Consider the following 19,119-nt stretch of genomic DNA (forward strand, 5'->3'; position numbering starts at 1 on the left):
GTACGCGGGATCCGGGATCGGTCCTCAGAGGTAGGGCCGCTGGTCGCGCTTGGCCTCCTCGTAGCGTTCGCGCGCGGCGCGCGCCTCGGGGAGCCCGGACACCTCGGCCACCGGCACGTCCCACCACGCCTCGGCGGCCGGTGCGGGGCCGGGGACCGTCTCGACGTAGACCACGGTCGTACGGGGGGAGGCGACCGCCTTGGCGAGCGCGGCCCGCAGGGTCTGCGGGTCGGTGGCCGTCAGCACGTCGGCGCCGAGGCTGGCCGCGTTGGCGGCGAGGTCCACCGGCAGCCGCTCCCCGTCGAGCCGGCCGCCGGGGCCGCGCCTGCGATAGGCGGTGCCGAGCCGGAGCGCGCCGACCGACTCGCTCAGCGCGCCGATCGAGGCGAAGCCCTGGTTGTCGACCAGGACGATGACGAGCTTGACGCCCTCCTGCACGGCGGTGGCGATCTCCTGGGCCATCATCAGATAGGACCCGTCGCCGACGAGCACGAACACCTCGCGCTCGGGCGCGGCGAGCTTCACCCCCAGGCCCCCGGCGATCTCGTAGCCCATGCAGGAGTAGCCGTACTCGACGTGATACTGCCCGGGGTCGGAGGCCCGCCAGAGCCGGTGCAGGTCGCCCGGCATCGACCCGGCGGCGTTGACCACCACCCCGCCCGCGGCGACCTCGTTCAGCACGCCGAGCACGACCGGCTGGGTCAGCTCGGTGCCGCCGCAGAACCGGTCGATCTCCGCCTGCCAGGCGGCGGCCAGCTCGGCCGCGCGGGCCGTCCATGCGGGGTCGGCCCGCCAGTCCACGTCGCCGAAGGCCGCGTCGAGCGTCTTCAGGGCCTCCCGGGCGTCGGCGACGAGCATCTCGGCCGCGTGCTTGGCGGCGTCGAACGCCGCCACGTTGACGTTGAGGAACCGGGCCCGCCGGAACAGCGTCCGCGACGCGGTGGTGAAGTCGCTGTAGCGGGTGCCGATCCCGATGACCAGGTCGGCCTCGCGGGCCAGGGTGTCGGCCGCGCGCGTCCCGGTGTGCCCGATCGCGCCCACCGCGCACGGATGGTCGTACGGCAGCGCGCCCTTGCCGGCCTGGGTCTCGGCCACCGGCACGCCGTGGCGTGCGGCGAAGCGGCCCAGCTCGGCGCAGGCGTCGCTGTACCTGACCCCGCCCCCGGCGACGATCAGCGGGTGGCGCGAGCCGCGCAGCAGCGCGACGGCCCTGGCCAGGGCGGCGGGCTCGGGGACCGGCCGGGCCACGTGCCACACCCGGCGGGCGAACAGCTCCTCGGGCCAGTCGTACGCCTCGGCCTGCACGTCCTGCGGCAGCGCCAGCGTCACCGCGCCGGTCTCGGCGGGGTCGGTGAGCACCCGCATGGCCCCCAGCAGCGCCGCAGGAAGCTGCTCGGGCCGGTTGACCCGGTCCCAGAAGCGGCTGACGGGCCTGAGGCAGTCGTTGACGCCGACGTCGTACGACCGGGGGTCCTCCAGCTCCTGCAGCACCGGCGAGGCGGCCCGGGTGGCGAACAGGTCGCCGGGCAGCAGCAGCACTGGCAGCCGGTTGATCGTGGCCAGCGCGGCCCCGGTCACCATGTTGGTCGCGCCCGGCCCGATCGAGCTGGTGCAGGCGAGCGTGGACAGCCGGCCGGACTGCCGGGCGTAGCCGGCGGCCGTGTGCACCATCGCCTGCTCGTTGCGGGCCAGATAGTAGGGCAGCGGGTCGCGCGTGCCCGCGCCCTGCTCCGCCAGGGCCTGGCCGACGCCCGCGACGTTGCCGTGCCCGAAGATGCCGAAGCACCCGGCGATGAGCCGGTGCTCGACGCCGTCGCGTTCGGTCCACTGCCGCGCGAGGAACCGCACCAGCGCCTGCGCGACCGTGAGCCTCGTCGTGTTCGTCATGAGACACCTCCCAGCCGGGGATCGACGGGCTGATCTGCCCACGTGTCGCGGATCCACGCGTGCCTCGGGTCGTCGGTGAAGGCCATCGACCGCGTGCCCGCCGGGCCGGCCAGGACGTTCAGGTAGTAGAGGTCGTAGCCGGGCGCGGCCATCGACGGGCCGTGATAGCCGTGCGGGACGAGCACGACATCGCCCGCCGACACCTCGGCCAGCGTCTCGTGGGTGCCGTACACCCGCTGGTAGCCGGGGCCGCCCTCGAAGTAGTAGATCTCCTCGAGCACCGCCTCGTGCTCGGAGGGCGTGTCGTGCTTGTGGGGCGGATAGGACGACCAGTTGCCGCCCGGAGTGATCACCTCGACCGCCACGAGTTTGTCGCAGTCGAACGCCTCCGGGGAGCAGAAGTTGTTCACCTGCCGGGTCGCCTGCCCCGCCCCCCGGATCTCGACCGGCACGGCATCGGCCGGGCCGTACCTCACGGGGAGGCGGCGGGTGGCCCGGGCGGCCGGGAACGCGATCCTGCCCCTGCCGCTGACGGTGACCCAAGCGTCCACCGGCAGGTACGCGAAGTCGGTCGGCCCGGAGAACACCGAGGGGCGTCCGGTGAGCGACAGCCGCAGGCCGTCGGCGACGACGTCGCACGCGCCCGCCAGCGGCAGGACGAGCATCTCCTCCTCGCCCGTCGACAGCTCCACCGGCCGGTCCGCCAGGTCCACGACCCGCAGCCCGGCGTACGTCCAGCCCGCGGCCTCCGGGGTGATCTCGACGCCCCAGGGGCCGGAGGTCGCCATGCCGTACGGAATGTGGGTCATGTGCTCTCCAGCAGGGTGACCGCGGCGTCCACGGCCACGCCGAGCACGCCCCGGGCCGGTCGGTCGGCCGCGATGATCAGCAGCGGGCCGCGCCCGCTCACCGGCGGACGGCGCCTGCGGACCGCGGCCGCGTGGGCCACCCGCTCCGGGTGCCAGGCCCGGTCGTCCCGCAGGCGGCGGCGGTCCTCCTCACGCATGCCCGGCGCCCCCCCTTCCTGCCCCTCCATCAGGAACGTTCCCCGTGACTGGGGGCAGTCCCCGCGCGGACCCGCGGGTCACGACGGTCTCGACCGCGTGACTCAGCGCTCGACGAGGGTGACCTCAAGGGAATAATGCGAGGCCCGGTACACGTGCGAGCCGTGCTCGACCGCCCGTCCCTGGTCGTCGTAGGTGGTGCGGACCATCGTGAGCAGCGGGCAGCCGCGCCGCTCCTCCAGCAGCCGCGCCTCCGCCGGGGTGGCGGCGCGAGCGCCGATGCGCTGGTGCGCCACCCGCATCCGGATGCCGGTCTGGCGCAGCATCTCGTAGAGCCCGCGCTCCTGCAGCGACTCGGCGGACAGCGGGGCCAGCCCGACCGGCAGCCAGTTGTGCAGCAGGGCGAGCGGCTCTCCCATGGCGAACCTGATCCGCTCCAGTCGCAGCACCTCGGCGCCCGGTTCGACGCCGAGCGCCGCCGCGGCCTCCTCCCCGGCCGGGACGGTGTCCAGCGACAGCACCCGGGTCTCCGGCTTCTGCCCGGCCCTGCGCAGGTCGTCGTACAGGCTGGTCAGCTCGACCGAGCGCTTCACCTGGCCGTGCACGACCTGGGTGCCGACGCCGCGCTTGCGGACGACCAGGCCCTTGTCGACGAGGAACTGGATCGCCTGGCGGATGGTGGGGCGGGACAGGCCGAGTCGCTCGGCGAGCTGGATCTCGTTGTCCAGCCGGGAGCCGGGGGGCAGCGTGCCGGCCTGGATGGCCTCCGAGATCCGCTCGGCCACCTGGAAATAGAGGGGCACGGGGCTCGACCTGTCGAGGTCGATGTCCAATCGAGTGACGGTCACGACCCGACGGTAGCTGACATCAGAATGTCCGGACCAATGCCCGCGTGTCCGGCAACGAGGGGAGACACCCCCTTCCGCAGGACGTGCCATCGAAGGGATCCCCGCGCATCCTGGGGAGCTCGGTTGCGCGTCCCGGTCCCCGGTGGCACAGTCGCACGCCGGAGGGGAAGGAGCCGGGGCGTGGGACCTGCACAGGGACTGTTCACCGAGGCCATGGCGCAGGTGGCCGCGGGCGTGGCCGTCGTGACGGTCAAGGACGACCGCGACGACCTGGGCACGACGGTCGCGACCCTGATGTCGGTGTCGCTCGACCCGCCGCTCGTGCTGATCAGCCTCGACTCGGCCGGATATCTCGCCGAGGTGCTGCTGCGCAGGGACCGCTGGGCGGCGAGCGTCCTCGCGGACGGCCAGCAGACGATCGCCTCCAGGTTCGCCACGGCCGGACGGCCGGGCGCCCGGCTCCTGCTGGCCGGGGTCGCCCACCATCGCGGCGCGCACAGCGAGGCGCTCGTCGTGGAGGGCGGGGTGGCGGCGATCGAGGCCGAGACGGTCCAGGTCGTCCCGGCCGGCGATCACACGCTGTTCATCGGCGAGGTCCTCGGCGTCGACTACGTCGACGCGTCCAAGGCCCCGCTCGTACGGCTGCGCTCCCGCTACCGCCCGGTCCAGTGATCACCTGATCGTCCACCAGCCCGGCAGCACCAGCGGGCCGTACGCCGGGAGGCCGAGCTGCCCGGCCATCCGCGCCAGCGGCCCCCACGCCTCCAGGCGCACCCGGGCGAGCGCGGCCGACTTGTCCTCGCTCGACTCCGGCGGGCGCAGCCGCTCCAGAGGGTGCATGCGGGGATAGGTCCGTACGGGGGCGTCACCGGGCAGCCCGGCCCGGCGGCGGGCCAGGGCGAGCGCGTCCTCCAGGCCGCCGAGCTCGTCGGCGAGACCGGCCGCCCTGGCGTCGTCGCCGGTCCACACCCGGCCCCTGGCCAGCTCGTGCGCCCGCTCCCTGGTCAGGCCGCGGCCCTGCGCCACCTTGCCCACGAAGTCGTCGTAGATGCGGTCGAGCCAGGCGTTCACCCGCTGCCACTGCTCATCCGAGAACGCGGTGGACGGCGAGAACATCCCGGCGTTGGCGCCCTCGGCGACCGACTCCGTCACCACGCCGAGCTTGCCGAGCAGCTCACCGACCACGGGCTTGCCGCCGAACACCCCGATCGAGCCGGTCAGCGTGCCCGGCTGGGCCACGATCACGTCGGCGGCCATCGACACGAAGTAGCCGCCGGAGGCCGCGAGGTCGCCCATCGACACGATGACCGGCTTGCCCGCCTGGCGCGCCAGCACGACCTCCCGCCAGATCGCGTCGGAGGCGACGTACGATCCGCCGGGGCTGTCCACGCGGAACACGATGGCCTTGACCTTCTCGTCGCGCCGGGCCGAGCGCAGGGCGGCGCAGATGGTGTCGGAGCCCATGGCGCCCCCGCCGCCCAGCGGCGAGCGGCCGCTGCGCCCGAGACGGATCATGCCGGTGCCGTGGACCAGGGCGACCGTGGCCGCCCCGGGGTGGGGGAGCCTGCCGGACAGCGTGCTCTTGGCGTACCGCGACACGTAGAGCAGGTGCGCGCCCTCGTCGACGGTCTCGGCGTAGACCTCGTCGCGATACTTCAGCTCGTCCACGAGCCCGGCCTCGACGGCCTCCGACCCGATGAACGGGCCCTGGTCGATCAGCTCGCGCACTCGCTTGGGGTCGAGGCCGCGTCCTTCGGCGACGCCCGCGACGATCTGCTCGGTGACCGACTCGGCGATGCGCCCCGTCGACTCGCGGTGGGCGTCGGTCATGTGGTTCTGGGTGAAGGTGTTGGCCGCGGTCTTGTACTCGTGCCGCTGGCCGAGCTGATATTCCACCCCGGCCTTGGCGAGCGCGTCGCGCAGGAACCGCTGCTCCAGCGCCACGCCGGTGAGGCCCACGTCGCCGGAGGGCTGGAGGTAGACCCGTTCGAAGGCGCTGGCCAGGTAGTAGGGGACGGTGCCCGCGCCGAACTCGCCGAACGTCTCGGCGAACGCGACGGTGCGCTTGCCCGCGGCGCGCAGCTTCACCACGGCCGTACGCAGCTCCTGCACCATGCCGAGGCCGAGGGGGTTGCCGCCGATCTTGACGATCAGCGCGGTCACGCGGGGGTCCTTGCGGGCGCGGCGCAGGCCCGACAGCACGTCGGTGAGGCGCGCCTTGCGCATGGACAGCAGGGCGGTGACGGGGTCGGAGGGCGGGCCTTCCGACAGCCCCTCGGTCAGGTCCAGTTCCAGCACGAGCGGCGCGGTGCGGCGCTGCCGCAGCTTGCCCACCGTTTCTACGATCGTCCTCGTCGCGTCCATAAATGCCACCATAAGCGAAGGTTTCGCCAGGGCGGCCGGACGATCAGGGCCCCCGCGCGAGACGCGCGAGGGCCCATGTCGGTGCGAGGCGGTTACCCCGGTTACTTCAGCCCGTTGGACATCGCGGTGATCAGCTCACCGTTGGCGGTGTCGCCGCTGAACTCCCAGAAGAACGCTCCGCCGAGACCCTGGTTCTTGGCGTAGGTCATCTTGCCGCCGATCGTGGCGGGGGTGTCGTAGCTCCACCAGTTCGAGCCGCACTTGGCGTAGGCGGTGCCGGCGACCGTGCCGGTGGCCGGGCAGCTGTTCTTGAGGACCTTGTAGTCCTCGATGCCCGCCTCGTACGTGCCGGGCGCGGCGCCGGTGGCGCTGCCGCCGGGCGCGGCCTGCGTGACGCCGGTCCAGCCGCGGCCGTAGAAGCCGATGCCCAGCAGGAGCTTGCTCGCCGGCACGCCCTTGCTCTTGAGCTTCTGGACGGCCGCGTCGGAGTAGAACCCGGCGGTGGGGATGCCGGAGTAGGAGGTGAGCGGCGAGTGCGGCGCCGTCGGGCCCTGCGCGGCGAAGGCGCCGAAGTAGTCGTAGGTCATCACGTTGTACCAGTCGAGGTACTGCGCCGCGCCGCCGTAGTCGGCCGCGTCGATCTTGCCGCCGTTCGTGCCGTCCGCGGTGATCGCGGCGGTGACGAGGTAGCTGGGACCGAACTTGGCCCGCAGGGCCGCCATCAGGTTCCTGAACGCCGCCGCACCGCTGGAGTCACAGCTCAGGCCGCAGGCGTTCGGGTATTCCCAGTCGATGTCGATGCCGTCGAACACGTCGGCCCAGCGCGGGTCCTTCAGCAGGTTGTAGCAGGAGTTCGCGAACGCGGTGGGGTTGGCCGCCGCCTGCCCGAAGCCGCCGGACCAGCTCCACCCGCCGAAGGAGTAGAGGACCTTGATGTGCGGGTACATCGCCTTGAGCTTGCGCAGCTGGTTGAACGCGCCGCGCAGCGCGTTGGGGTTGTCCCAGGTGTCGGCCTTGCCGTCCACGCTGTTGGCCGCGGTGTAGGCCATGTCGTAGTCGGCGTAGGAGTCGCCGATCGCGCACTGGCCGTTGGTCACGTTGCCGAAGGCGTAGTTGATGTGGGTGAGCTTGGCGGCCGAGCCGCTGCTCACGATGTTCTTCACGAAGTATTGCCGGGCGTAGACGCCCCAGTCGGCGAAGTAGCCCAGCACCTTCCTGCCGCCGGGCGGCGGGGGCGTCGGGCTCGCCGAGGGCGACGCGGAGGGAGACGCCGAAGGGGAGGCGGACGGCGAAACCGAGGGCGAGGCGGACGGGCTGGCGCTCGGGCTCGTGCTCGGGCTGGCCGAGGGGGAGCTGGTGGGCCCGCCGGTGCAGGGCGCGCCGTTCAGCGTGCAGTTCAGCGGGGTCGAGCCGCCGGGCGCTCCGATGAAGCCGAAGGTCGCCGACGCGCCCGCCGCGAGGCCGCCGCTCCAGGAGGGGTTCTTGAACGTGTAGTGGTTGCCGCTCCTGGTCATGGTGGTGTCCCAGGCCGAGCTGATCGACGCGCCCGAGGGCATGTCGATCTCGACGGTCCAGCTCGGCAGGGCGTCCGACCCGGCCTTCACGGTGAACTTGCCCTGGAAGCCGGTGCCCAGTCGGAGTCGACGGAGTACGTGGCGGTGGCGGGGGTGGCGGCGGTCGCGGTCCCGAGCGCGAGCGGCGCGAGTAACGCCGCGCCCGCGATCAGGGAGCCGAGGAGGATCTTTCGCACCGGAGCTCCTGCTCTTGGGGGGTAAAGGACAGGAAAGTTTCCTATTAGTTAGGAGAGTAAGCACAGACAGCGAGGGGGTCAACGCCCTCGTTTCCCGCTAAGGGTCGTTTAAGCCTCCGCTAAGGTCGGCCCCCCGGGCGGAGGCGACAGGAGAGTGCCTGCTTGGGAGCGGCGCGGCGGGCGCCCGGTCTCGTACGATGATCCGGTGCACGGCTTTGTCCGCTCCGTGTGGTACGAGCCCCGTCCCCCCGATCCACCCGTACGCGTGTGGCGGGACTGGGCGCTCGTCGGGGTGCTCGTGCCGCTCGCGGTGCTCGAAGGGGTGCTGCGGCCGGACCTTCCGTGGCGGCTCTTCGAGGTCGCCGTCACCGCCGGGCTGGTCCCCATCTTGCTGTGGCGGCGGACCCGGCCGCTGGCGATGCTCGCGATCTGCTTCGTCGCGACGGATGTGATCCCGGTCCTCGTGACCGGCGCGACCCTCGACATGTACACGCTGGGATACATGCTGATCCTGCCGTACGCCATGTTCCGGTGGGGGTCGGGCAGGGAGATCGTGGCCGGCCTGGGGATCATGCTGGCCGCCGCCGGTCTGTCCGTGCTCGTCGACCACGCCGCTCTGCCCGACGTGATCGGGCCGTTCGCCGTCATGCTCGCGACCACCAGCCTGGGCGGCGTGTTCCGCTATCGGGCCGGGGCGCGGATGCGCGAGCTCGACCAGGTCAAGCTGCTGATGCGTGAGCAGCTCGCCCGCGACCTGCACGACACCGTCGCGCACCACGTCTCCGCCATGGCCATCCGCGCACAGGCCGGGCTCGCCACGGCGGCGTCGCGTCCGGACGCCGCGGCCGATGCGCTCCGCGTGATCGAGGCCGAGGCGGCACGGGCCCTCGACGAGATGCGCGCCATCGTCCGCGTCCTGCGCCGGGACCGGCCGGCGGAGCTGACGCCCGGCCGGCGCGTCGCCGAGCTCGAACGGCTCGCCAGCCGGGGCGGCTCCCACCATCCGGCGGTCGAGGTGGAGATATCGGGTGACCTGGACGGCCTGTCGCCGTCGGTCGAGTCCGCCGTCTACCGCATCGCGCAGGAGGCGGTGACCAACGCCGTACGGCACGCGCGCCGCGCCACCCGGGTCGAGGTGCGCGTCGCCGTGGATGAGACGGCGGTGCGCCTGTGCGTGCGCGACGACGGCGACGGGGGCACCGCGCGCCCGGCCGCGCCGCCGGGATACGGGATCATCGGCATGAGCGAGCGCGCGAACCTGCTCGGCGGCACGTGCGTGGCCGGCCCGGACCGCGATCGGGGGTGGACGGTGACCGCGGTGCTTCCCCGGGCCGGCGTCACGACATGAGCGAGCGAAGCGAGCGAGCTGATGGGCGCAGCGTCCGGGTGCTGATCGCCGACGACCAGGAGATCGTCCGCACCGGGCTCTCGATGATCCTCGACGCCCAGCAGGACATCGAGGTCGTCGGCACCGCCGCCGATGGTCGGCGGGCCGTCGAGCTGGCCCGGCGCCTGCGGCCCGACGTGTGCCTGTTCGACATCCGCATGCCCGGCACCGACGGCATCGAGGCGACCCGGTCCCTGGCCGGTCCTGACGTCGCCGATCCCCTCGCGGTCGTCGTGATCACCACGTTCGACCTCGACGAGTACGTCTACGCCGCGCTGCGGGCGGGGGCCCGGGGGTTCCTGCTGAAGAACGCCGGCGCCGACATGCTCGCGCAGGCCGTGCACGCCGCCGCCGGCGGCGACGCGCTCATCGCCCCCAGCGTCACCGCGCGGCTGCTCGGGACCTTCGCCCGCACCGGTCCCGCCGCGTCGCCCGCGCAGCCCATCGAGGCGCTCACCTACCGGGAGGAGCAGATCCTCGCCGCCGTGGCGCGCGGCCGGACCAACGGCGAGATCTCCGCCGAGCTGCACATCTCGCTCAGCACGGTGAAGACGCACGTCGCCAGCCTGATGGCGAAGCTGGGCGCCCGCAACCGGGTGGAGATCGCCATCTGGGCGTACGAGACCGGCCGCGTCGGAAGCTGACCGGACCCTGGCTGTGGGGGGCCTTCAGCGGGGGATCGCCCAGTGGGGTGTCCAGGTCCCGGCCGCGTCCTGCCCGGTCCCGGCGGCGGCGAGGTGGGCGCGGAGGGTCGCCAGCGCGGGGTGAGGGTTGTCGCGGCGCCACAGAAGCGCGTGCGGATAGACGGGCGCGGGGTCGGTCACCGGGATGCGGCGCAGGCCGTGGCCGGCGGGCCAGACGAGGCGGGTGTGCCCGCCCATGAAGGTGGCCAGGGCCGGGGTGTCGGCGATGGTGTCGAGGAGCGCGTCGGAGCCGAAGTTGGGGCCGGTCGCCTCGATCGTGAGGCCGAACTCGGCGACGAGGTCGTCGTAGTAGGCGGCCCACTCGGTGCCGGGGACGATGCCGGGCATCCAGATCCGGTGCCCGGCGAGCTGGGCGACCGTCACCGACCGGGCGCCCGCCAGCGCGTGGGCGGGGCCGGTGAGGAGCTGCAGCGGCTCGTCGATCACCCGGACGGCCTCGATGTCCTCGGGCAGGGGGCGGCCGGGCATGGCGACGGCGCGGAAGGACGCGTCGATCGCGCCGGACCGGATGGCGGCGACGGCCTTCTCGATATCGAACAGCATCACCACGTCGAGGTCGATCTCGGGGTGCGCGCGGTGGAAGCCGCGCAGCAGGGCCGAGGCCGCGCTGCGCGAGGCGATCATGTCGACGCGCAGCGGACGGCGGCCGGCGCGCACGGACGTGACCGCGCGTTCGGCGGCGCGCAGCAGCCCGCGGGCGTGAGGCAGGAACGCCTGCCCGTCGATGGTGAGCTCGGCGCCGCGCGGCGTGCGGAGGAACAGCCGCACGCCGAGGTGGCGCTCCAGGGCGGCGATGCGCTTGGAGACGGCCTGCTGGGTGACCGCCAGGTCGGCGGCGGCCTCCTGGAACTGCCCCGCTTCGGCGGCGGCCACGAAGGTCCGGACGGCGTCGAGGTCCATTCGGACACCTTAGGTCGTTGCCGACAGCGTGGCCTCACCCATGCTCACGACGGGCGGCATTCGTCCGGCACTCCCTGGGCGTACAACCGGTGGTTGTCATGGGAGGGCCTAGCGGTTGTTTGATCCCTGGTCATCGGGCTCGCTTTGATGCTTCGGGTCGCGGATCGGTTGTGCGGCATCGGTTGTGCGGGCGAGTGACGAGAGGCGTCGGACATGCGGAACGGGCACGGGCTGGGGCGGCGGTTCGGATGGCTCTGGGCGGCGTACGGCACCAGCGCGCTCGGCACGTGGCTCGCCTTCGGCGCGTTCCCGCTGATCGCGATCCAGGTGCTGCACGCCGGCCCGGTGGAGGTCGCGGCGTTGTCCGCCGTGGGGGCCGCGGTGGGCGCGGCCGTGGCGGTGCCGCTGGGCCCGTGGGTGGAGTTCCGCCGCAAGCGGCCGGTGCTGATCGGGACGGACCTGGTGCGGTGTGCGGCTCTGCTGACGATCCCCGCCGCGTTCGCGCTCGGCGTGCTCTCCTTCGTCCAGCTCCTGCTGGTGTCGGTCGTCGTCGCCGCGGCCGACATCACCTTCCGCGCGGCCTCCGGCGCGTACCTGAAGACGCTGGTGCCCGCCGGGGACCTGCTCGTCGCCAACGCCCGGTTCGAGTCCACGGCCTGGACGACCACGATCGTCGGACCGCCGCTTGGCGGCGCCCTGATCGGGCTCCTCGGCCCGGTGGCGACGGTGGTGGCCGACGCGGTCAGCTACCTGCTCTCGGCTCTGGGCATCCGTGCGATCGGCGGCGGGGAGCCGCGCCCCGAGCGCAGGGAGGCCGCTCGCATGCGCATCGGGGACCTGCTCGACGGCTGGCGCTACATCCTCGCCGACGCGACGCTGCGTCCGCTGTTCTTCAACGCCGCCGTGTTCAACGGCCTGGTGATGGCCGCCGACGCGCTGCTGGCCGTCCTGATGCTCGGCCCGCTCGGGTTCGCGCCCTGGCAGTACGGCCTCGCCTTCGCCGCGCCCTCGATCGGCGGGCTGCTCGGCTCGCGGCTGGCCCGGCCGCTCGTCACCCGGTTCGGGCAGCACCGGGTGCTGGTCGCGAGCGGGGCGCTGCGCGCGCTCTGGCTCGTGGGCCTGGCCTTCGTGGGGCCGGGCACCGGAGGGCTGCTGCTGGTGATGGGCCTCGAACTCGGGCTCATCTTCTGCTGCGGGGTCTTCAACCCCGTCTGCGCGACCTACCGGCTCGAACGCACCGCACCCGGCCGGATCGCCCGCATGCTGTCGGCCTGGACGGTGACCACCAAGGCGTCGACCGCGCTGCTGACGGCCGTCTGGGGCGTGCTGGGCGGCCTGCTCGGCCCGCGCACGGCCATCGGCCTGGCCGGCGTGCTCCTGCTGGCGACCCCGCTGCTGCTTCCCCGCCGCGCCGAGACGAGCCCCACCAAGCCCCCTGCTGATCCCCCTGCCGAACCGCCTGCCGAACCGCCTGCCGAACCGCCCGCCGGGCCGCCCGCCGGGCCGGAGCCCGCGCCGAGCCGCGCCTGACGGACCGCCATGGCGGGCACGGCCTCCACCGCGACCTCATTACACGGCAGCGCCTCCTGCACCACGCGGACCCCGCGACAGACATCCACCATCGGCTCGCTCCCGAGCCCGGCGACATCGTCGTACGCAAGACCCGCTACGGCGCGCTGTCCACGACGGACCTGGACCGGCGGCTGCGGGATCGCGGAATCACCACCCTGGTCATCGCCGGCATCACCACCAGCGGCGTCGTGCTGTCCACCCTCACCGACGCCGCCGACCGCGACTACCGGCTCTACGTCCTGTCCGACGGCGTCGCCGACCTGGACCCGCACGCCCACCAGGCCCTGATGACGGGCATCTTCCCGAGGCTGGCCCACATCGTCGACACCGCCGAACTGCGCTCGCTCCTGCGGGAGAGCCGGCCCGATCGGGCATGAGCCGCCTACCTCGCCCTTCGGGACGGGAGCCGGGAGCCTCTGCGTACGGCCCACTCCGCGACGGCGAGGTTGATCACCCATCCCGCGCCCATCAGCAGCGCCCGGGGGAGCGGGCCGGGCTCGCCGGCCAGCGCCATCCAGGGACCGACGGTCAGCAGTTGGGTGCCCGCGCCCATGCCGATCGCGTAGCCCCGCGTCATCCAGGCGCGGTGGCGGGTGACGTCCCGCCGCCGGATCGCCGCGAAGCCGAGGACGAGGGACACGATCATGAGGGTGCCGAACGCCAGCCGCAGGCCGACGAGGAGGGCGCTGTCGTTCTGCAACGGGGGATAGAACAACGTCATCCACAGCCCCGAGACCGCGCTGACGAGCCCGGACGGCACCACGAGCCGCCCGGCGGCGCGGTGCCAGGCGGGCCTGCGGCGGCGCAGTCCGTGGGCGAACTGGAGCGCTCCCAGGATGCTGAAGACCGTGACGGAGACGATGTGCGCGACGACGGGCGCGGGCGTCGCGAAATAGCGGACGCTGTCGTGGGTGATCGGCCCGCCGCCGGCCAGTTGCCCCAGCCGGGTGGAGCCGGCGATCACCGGGACGGCGCTGAGCGCGATCAGCGCGGCGGGCACGAGCCATCCCGTCCTGCGATTCCTGCCTGCTGAGGTGCCCCGGGCGAGTGCGGGCCGTTCCATCGATTCGGTCATGCGCCGATCGTCGTCCCCGCGAGGGTGCCGTTTCATCGGCGGAACGGCCGGATTCGCACCACCCGATCGGCTGCCGATCGGGCGTACTTTCGGCCGATACGCCCCGCGTGTGGCGCTTCTTACGCTGGCACTCCCCACCGCCGAGGTGATGAGGAGAATCCCATGAAGGCCTACGTCCTGCGCTCGTACGGTCCGCCCGACGTCCTGGAGCTCATCGACGTGGACACACCCGTGCCCGGCCCCGGTGAGGTGCTGGTGCGGGTGCGAGCCACCTCCGTCCAGCCGTACGACTGGCACCACATGCGAGGCGAGCCGTACGCCGCGCGGCTGATGGGCGGCACGCTCGGCCCGCGCGGGCCGCGCATCGGCATCCTGGGCGCCGACGTGGCAGGACACGTCGAGGCGGTCGGGGCCGGCGTCACGGGGTTCGCCCCAGGCGACGAGGTGTTCGCGCTGCTCACCCAGGGCGGCTTCGCCGAGTACGTGTGCGTGCCGGAGAGCGCACTGGCCCGCAAGCCGGAGACCCTGTCGTTCGAGCAGGCGGCCGCGGTGCCGCTGGCGGCCGTCACCGCGCTGATGGCACTCGACCAGGGAGGGGTCCAGGCGGGTCACGCCGTTCTCGTGAACGGGGCCTCGGGCGGCGTCGGGACGTTCGCCGTGCAGCTCGCCAAGGCGTTCGGGGCCGAGGTCACCGGTGTGTGCAGCGGGCGGAACGCCGACCTGGTGCGTTCGATCGGCGCGGACGAGGTGGTCGACTACACGAAGGAGGACTTCACCCGGCGCGGGCCGCGCCACGACGTGCTGCTCGACATCGCGGGCACCCGCTCGCTGCGGGCCTGCGCGCGGGTGCTGAAGCCCCGGGGGACGCACGTCGTCGTCGGCGGGCCGGCCGGACGGTGGCTGCAACCCGTCGGCCACACTCTCGCGACGCTCGCGGTGTCGCCGTTCGTGTCCCAGCGCGTGGTCATGACCCAGGTGATCGGCGCCGGGAACATCCGGGGCGACCTGATGCGGCTGACCGACCTCATCGAGGACGGCAAAGTCACCCCCGTCATCGGCCGCACCTACGCGTTCGGCGAGATCCCCACGGCCGTCGCCTACGTGGAGCAGGGCCACGCCGCCGGCAAGGTCGTCGTCACGATCTGACCTCTCCGGAGTCCGCCACAGCCGCCTGCAGCCGGTCGGACAGATCGCGCAGCACCGGGATCAGCTCGGGGGGGTCCAGCACCCGGAACGGAAACCCCTTGGCCGCGACGTGCAGGGCCAGCGTCTCCAGGGAGTCGGAGCCCGTGTGGAACAAACAGGCGTCGGCGCCGTGCGCCTCCAGCCGGCCGGCGGTGGGGGAGGAGCGCCGGGCCACCGCCTCGATCGGGGCCCCGAACAGGATCCGGGCGCGATAGCGGTAGGGTGCCGACGAGATCGCGTCGGAGACGTACGCCGCCACGTCGCCGGAGGGAGGCGTACGCGGGGTGAATCGGGCGCCGGGCGGTTCCACCGGCCCCTGGATCCGGTCGGCCCGGAAGGTCCGCCAGTCGTCGCGGTCCACGTCCCACGCCAGCAGATACCACCGCCGGTGCGTGTGGGCCAGCCGGTGGGGCTCGACGGTGCGGACCGGCACTCCGTTCCGTCCCGGATAGCGCAGCCGCAGCCGCCGGTGGTCGCGGCAGGCCGCCGCGAGCGCGGTCAGCAAACCCGGGTCGACCGCCTCGGCGGCCGGCGCCGGCCCGGTCAGCGGTACGGCCGCCGCGCGGAACGCGGTCACCCGGTGCCGGAGACGGGCCGGGAGCATCTGTTCCAGCTTGGCCAGCGCCCGCACCGAGCTCTCCTCCAGCCCGGCGACACTGCCGGTCGCCGCCGTGTGCAGCCCGATCGCGACCGCCACCGCCTCCTCGTCGTCGAGCAGCAGCGGCGGCAGCGCCGTGCCGGCTCCGAGCCGATAACCGCCCGCGACTCCCGGCGTCGCGTCCACCGGATAACCGAGGTCGCGCAGCCGATCGATGTCGCGCCGCACCGTACGCAGGCCCACGCCGAGCCGTTCGGCCAGGTCGGCGCCCCGCCAGTCGCCGCGCGACTGGAGCAGGGACAGCAGCCGGAGCAGTCGCGCCGAGGTTTCCAGCATGAGGGAAATTGTGCCCGCTATTGGTGACCGAACCTGACACCGATTGTTCCTACGGTGATCCGCATGACGAACACCGAAATCCGTCCGTTCCGCATCCAGGTCCCCCAGGCCGGCATCGACGACCTGCGCGACCGGCTCGCCCGCACCCGCTGGGCTCCCCAGTTGCCGGACACCGGCTGGGAGCGCGGCGTGCCGACCGGCTACCTGCGCGATCTGGCGGCGTACTGGGCGGAGAAGTACGACTGGCGGGCGCACGAGGCCGCGATCAACGCCCATCCGCAGTTCACGACCACGATCGACGGCATCGACCTGCACTTCCTGCACGTCCGCTCGGCGGAGGCGGGCGCCACACCGTTGCTGCTGCTCCACGGCTGGCCCGGTTCGATCGTGGAGTTCCTCGACGTGATCGGCCCGCTCACCGACCCTGCGGCGTACGGCGGGGACCCCGCCGACGCCTTCCACGTGGTGATCCCGTCGCTTCCCGGGTATGGCTTCTCCGGCCCGCTGCCCGCCGCCGGCTGGACCGACGGACGTGCCGCCGCTGCGCTGGCGGAGCTGATGGACCGGCTCGGCTACGACCGGTACGGCGTGCAGGGCGGCGACGTGGGCGCCTTCGTCGCCCCGCTGGTCGGCCGGGCGGCGCCCGACCGGGTCATCGGGGTCCACCTCAACGCGCTGGTCACCTTCCCGACGGGGGACCCGGCCGACATGGCCGCGCTCACCGAGGCCGAACGGGAGCGGCTGAACCGGATGAAGGACTGGCAGGACCGGTCGAGCGCGTACATGCAGATCCAGGGCACCAAGCCGCAGACGATCGGGCACGCCCTGCATGACTCCCCGGCCGGCCAGCTCGCCTGGATCGTGGAGAAGTTCCAGGAGTGGACCGACCCGGCCGCCGCTCTGCCCGAAGACGCCGTGGACCGCGACCGGATCCTCACCGACGTCAGCCTCTACTGGCACACCGGCACCGCGGGCTCGGCCGCGCACACTTACTTCGAGCGGTTCAACGACCCGTCCATGTGGGCACCGCGCGAGCGGTCGGGCGTGCCCACGGCCGTGGCGGTCTTCCCCACGGACTTCGCCGTCCGCGGGTTCGCCGAGAAGGTGCACACCATCGCGCGCTGGACCGAGTTCGACCGGGGTGGCCACTTCCCCGCCCTGGAGGCGCCCGGTCTGCTCGTGGAGGACCTGCGGGAGTTCTTCGGCGGGCGCGCCTGACCTGCTCCGCCCGGTTTTCCGGGGTCCGTGCAGCGATCCCCGGCCGGCGGGGCTCAGGACTCGGCGACCAGGCCCTCGGGCTCGGTGTCCGTCTCCTCTGCGACCGTCTCGGCGCGCTCGTCCATCTCCGGGCTCACGGCCGTCGGGCTCTCCACCGGGCGCAGCCACACGACGCCGAGCGGCGGCACGCGCAGCCGGGTCGAGCAGGGCAGCCCGTGCCGCGGCGTCTCCACCGACTCGACCGAGCCCATGTTGCCGACGCCGCTCCCGGCGTACTCGTACGCGTCGGTGTTGAGGACCTCCTCCCACCGCCCGGGAGTGGGCAGGCCGAGGTGGTAGTCCTCGTGCGGGGCGCCGGAGAAGTTGGCGACGCAGGCCAGCACCGAGCCGTCCGCGCCGTAGCGCAGGAACGACAGCACGTTGCCCGAGGCGTCGTCGGCGTCGATCCAGCGGAAGCCCTCGTGGGTGTGGTCGCGCGTGTACAGCGCGGGCGACTCCCGGTAGAGGCGGTTGAGGTCTTTCACCAGGCGGCGTACGCCCTGGTGGTAGTCGAAGTCGAGCACCCACCAGTCGAGGCCGTTGGCCTCCGACCACTCGGCCCCCTGGCCGAACTCGCCGCCCATGAACAGCAGCTGCTTGCCGGGGTGGGCCCACATGAAGCCGTACAGCGCGCGGAGGTTGGCGAAGCGCTGCCACTCGTCGCCCGGCATCTTGCCCAGCAGCGACCCCTTGAGGTGGACGACCTCGTCGTGCGACAGCGGCAGCACGAAGTTCTCGGAGAAGGCGTACATCAGGGAGAACGTCATCTGGTGGTGGTGATACTGCCGATAGATCGGCTCGCGGGACATGTAGCTGAGCGAGTCGTGCATCCAGCCCATGTTCCACTTGAAGCCGAAGCCGAGCCCGCCGAGGTGGACGGGCCGCGATACACCGGGCCAGGCGGTCGACTCCTCCGCGATCGTCACGATTCCCGGCTCTTCGCGGTAGACGACGGAGTTCATCTCCTTGAGGAACTCGATCGCGTCGAGGTTCTCCCTGCCTCCGTACACGTTGGGCGTCCACTCGCCCTCGCGCCGGGAGTAGTCGAGGTAGAGCATCGAGGCCACGGCGTCCACCCGCAGGCCGTCGACGTGAAACTCCTTGAGCCAGTAGAGCGCGTTGGCCACGAGGAAGTTGCGCACCTCGTTGCGGCCGAAGTCGAAGACGTACGTGCCCCAGTCGGGGTGGGTGCCGCGGCCGGGGTCGGCGTGCTCGTAGAGCGGCGTGCCGTCGAAGCGGGCCAGCGCCCACTCGTCCATGGGGAAGTGCGCGGGCACCCAGTCGACGATCACGCCGACGCCGGCCCGGTGCAGCTCGTCCACGAGGTGGCGGAAGTCGTCGGGGGAGCCGAACCGTGAGGTGGGGGCGTAGTAGGAGGTCACCTGGTATCCCCACGAGCCGCCGAACGGATGCTCGGCGACCGGCAGGAACTCCACGTGGGTGAATCCCATGTCCGTGACATACTCGACCAGCTCGCGGGCGAGGTCGCGGTAGGACAGGCCGGGCCGCCAGGAGCCCAGGTGCACTTCGTAGACGCTCATCGGCTCGGCGAGGGCGTCGCGCGACGACCGCGCGGCCATCCACTCCTCGTCGCGCCACTCATAGTCGGAACTCTCGACGATGCTGGCCGTCGCCGGGGGCACCTCGGTGCGGCGGGCCATCGGGTCGGCCTTCTCCCGCCAGATCCCGTCGAGGCCGAGGATCTGGAACTTGTACCGCGTGCCCTCGCCGATCTCCGGGAGGAACAGCTCCCACACGCCGGAACGGCCGAGGGAGCGCATGGGGTGGGCGGCGCCGTTCCAGTGGTTGAAGTCGCCGATCACCCGCACACCCTGCGCGTTGGGCGCCCAGACCGAGAAGGCCGTCCCGTCCACGTCCTCGTGACGCATCACGCGCGCCCCGAGCACCTCCCACAGCCGCTCGTGCCGGCCCTCGCCGATCAGGTGGAGGTCCAGTTCGCCCAGCGTCGGCCAGTGCCGATAGGGATCGTCCGTCTCGTACGGCGGAGCGTCGGGATAGGTGATGCGCAGGCGATAGTCGGGGACCTTGTCGACGCCGGGCAGCGTCACCTCGAACACCCCGAACGCGCGATGGCTCATCTCGTGCGCCGACCCGTCGGCCAGCACCTCGACCTTCTCCGCGAAGGGGCGCAGGGCCCTGATCGTGACGCCTTCGGGCCCGGGATGGGCCCCCAAGATCGAGTGGGGGTCGTGATGCGCGCCCCCGGCCAGCCGGTCCAAGTCCATGTCGCC

18 protein-coding genes are annotated in these 19,119 nt (G+C 72.7%); 7 read left to right on the forward strand and 11 right to left on the reverse strand.

Annotation, left to right across the window (positions count from 1 at the left end):
- Window positions 1-24: 24 nt before the first annotated feature.
- The 4 genes from iolD to FLX08_RS13890 form a co-directional block, all read right to left on the reverse strand.
- Complete coding sequence (gene iolD / locus FLX08_RS13875; RefSeq protein WP_142619249.1) at window positions 25-1,887, reverse strand: 3D-(3,5/4)-trihydroxycyclohexane-1,2-dione acylhydrolase (decyclizing); 1,863 nt, start codon at window positions 1,885-1,887, stop codon at window positions 25-27.
- On the reverse strand, window positions 1,884-2,696 hold the full coding sequence (iolB, locus tag FLX08_RS13880) for a 5-deoxy-glucuronate isomerase (RefSeq protein ID WP_142619250.1): 813 nt from the start codon (window positions 2,694-2,696) through the stop codon (window positions 1,884-1,886). The genes iolD and iolB overlap by 4 nt, the downstream gene beginning before the upstream one ends.
- The gene (locus tag FLX08_RS13885) at window positions 2,693-2,893 is read right to left on the reverse strand and encodes a hypothetical protein (RefSeq protein WP_208761435.1); all 201 of its coding nucleotides are present in this window, start codon (window positions 2,891-2,893) and stop codon (window positions 2,693-2,695) included. Before FLX08_RS13885 ends, iolB begins: the two co-directional genes overlap by 4 nt.
- A gap of 102 nt (window positions 2,894-2,995) precedes the next feature.
- Window positions 2,996-3,739 (reverse strand): GntR family transcriptional regulator, encoded by a 744-nt coding sequence (locus tag FLX08_RS13890; RefSeq protein WP_244312621.1) that lies wholly within the window; start codon window positions 3,737-3,739, stop codon window positions 2,996-2,998.
- Between the two features lie 213 nt (window positions 3,740-3,952).
- On the opposite strand from FLX08_RS13890, the gene FLX08_RS13895 reads away from it, so the two are divergent.
- Window positions 3,953-4,411, forward strand: a complete 459-nt coding sequence (locus FLX08_RS13895; protein WP_142619318.1) for a flavin reductase family protein — start codon at window positions 3,953-3,955, stop codon at window positions 4,409-4,411.
- Here FLX08_RS13895 and sppA read toward each other — a convergent pair whose 3' ends face one another.
- The 3 genes from sppA to FLX08_RS42060 all read right to left on the reverse strand — a co-directional run bounded on the left by sppA (window position 4,412) and on the right by FLX08_RS42060 (window position 7,853).
- Entirely contained in the window at window positions 4,412-6,103 is a 1,692-nt protein-coding gene (sppA, locus tag FLX08_RS13900) for a signal peptide peptidase SppA (RefSeq protein ID WP_142619252.1), read from the reverse strand.
- A 101-nt stretch (window positions 6,104-6,204) separates the two neighbouring features.
- Window positions 6,205-7,707, reverse strand: a complete 1,503-nt coding sequence (locus FLX08_RS13905) for a glycosyl hydrolase family 18 protein (protein WP_244312623.1) — start codon at window positions 7,705-7,707, stop codon at window positions 6,205-6,207.
- Window positions 7,704-7,853: a hypothetical protein gene (locus FLX08_RS42060; RefSeq protein ID WP_244312624.1), complete on the reverse strand. Its 150-nt coding sequence runs from the start codon at window positions 7,851-7,853 to the stop codon at window positions 7,704-7,706. The genes FLX08_RS13905 and FLX08_RS42060 overlap by 4 nt, the downstream gene beginning before the upstream one ends.
- Window positions 7,854-8,058: 205 nt before the next feature.
- On the opposite strand from FLX08_RS42060, the gene FLX08_RS13910 reads away from it, so the two are divergent.
- Window positions 8,059-9,201: a sensor histidine kinase gene (locus tag FLX08_RS13910; protein ID WP_142619253.1), complete on the forward strand. Its 1,143-nt coding sequence runs from the start codon at window positions 8,059-8,061 to the stop codon at window positions 9,199-9,201.
- The gene (locus tag FLX08_RS13915) at window positions 9,198-9,884 is read left to right on the forward strand and encodes a response regulator (RefSeq protein WP_142619254.1); all 687 of its coding nucleotides are present in this window, start codon (window positions 9,198-9,200) and stop codon (window positions 9,882-9,884) included. Before FLX08_RS13910 ends, FLX08_RS13915 begins: the two co-directional genes overlap by 4 nt.
- A 24-nt stretch (window positions 9,885-9,908) precedes the next feature.
- On the opposite strand, the gene FLX08_RS13920 is transcribed toward FLX08_RS13915, so the two are convergent.
- The gene (locus FLX08_RS13920) at window positions 9,909-10,844 is read right to left on the reverse strand and encodes a LysR family transcriptional regulator (protein WP_142619255.1); all 936 of its coding nucleotides are present in this window, start codon (window positions 10,842-10,844) and stop codon (window positions 9,909-9,911) included.
- A gap of 213 nt (window positions 10,845-11,057) precedes the next feature.
- Here FLX08_RS13920 and FLX08_RS13925 point away from each other — a divergent pair, with 213 nt between their 5' ends.
- Window positions 11,058-12,374 (forward strand): MFS transporter, encoded by a 1,317-nt coding sequence (locus FLX08_RS13925; protein WP_142619256.1) that lies wholly within the window; start codon window positions 11,058-11,060, stop codon window positions 12,372-12,374.
- A gap of 38 nt (window positions 12,375-12,412) precedes the next feature.
- Window positions 12,413-12,793: a cysteine hydrolase family protein gene (locus FLX08_RS13930; protein ID WP_341874328.1), complete on the forward strand. Its 381-nt coding sequence runs from the start codon at window positions 12,413-12,415 to the stop codon at window positions 12,791-12,793.
- Window positions 12,794-12,798: 5 nt separating this feature from the next.
- Here the strand turns inward: FLX08_RS13930 and FLX08_RS13935 are convergent, their stop codons facing one another.
- Entirely contained in the window at window positions 12,799-13,491 is a 693-nt protein-coding gene (locus tag FLX08_RS13935; RefSeq protein ID WP_244312625.1) for a DUF2306 domain-containing protein, read from the reverse strand.
- 162 nt (window positions 13,492-13,653) lie between these two features.
- Here FLX08_RS13935 and FLX08_RS13940 point away from each other — a divergent pair, with 162 nt between their 5' ends.
- Window positions 13,654-14,637, forward strand: a complete 984-nt coding sequence (locus tag FLX08_RS13940; RefSeq protein ID WP_142619258.1) for an NAD(P)-dependent alcohol dehydrogenase — start codon at window positions 13,654-13,656, stop codon at window positions 14,635-14,637.
- On the opposite strand, the gene FLX08_RS13945 is transcribed toward FLX08_RS13940, so the two are convergent.
- A complete protein-coding gene (locus FLX08_RS13945; RefSeq protein ID WP_142619259.1) occupies window positions 14,627-15,610 on the reverse strand; it encodes a helix-turn-helix transcriptional regulator in 984 nt (327 codons plus the stop codon). The two genes, FLX08_RS13940 and FLX08_RS13945, sit on opposite strands and share 11 nt — an antisense overlap.
- A 63-nt stretch (window positions 15,611-15,673) precedes the next feature.
- Between FLX08_RS13945 and FLX08_RS13950 the strand changes: the two genes are divergently transcribed.
- Window positions 15,674-16,828, forward strand: coding sequence for an epoxide hydrolase family protein (locus FLX08_RS13950; protein ID WP_142619260.1), 1,155 nt, complete (start codon window positions 15,674-15,676; stop codon window positions 16,826-16,828).
- 53 nt (window positions 16,829-16,881) lie between these two features.
- On the opposite strand, the gene glgB is transcribed toward FLX08_RS13950, so the two are convergent.
- Window positions 16,882-19,113 carry a 1,4-alpha-glucan branching protein GlgB gene (glgB, locus tag FLX08_RS13955; RefSeq protein ID WP_142619261.1) on the reverse strand — a complete coding sequence of 744 codons (2,232 nt, stop codon included), beginning with the start codon at window positions 19,111-19,113 and terminating at the stop codon, window positions 16,882-16,884.
- Window positions 19,114-19,119 lie beyond the last annotated feature (6 nt).

The organism is Microbispora hainanensis (assembly GCF_006874475.1).
GTDB classification, from domain to species: domain Bacteria; phylum Actinomycetota; class Actinomycetes; order Streptosporangiales; family Streptosporangiaceae; genus Microbispora; species Microbispora hainanensis.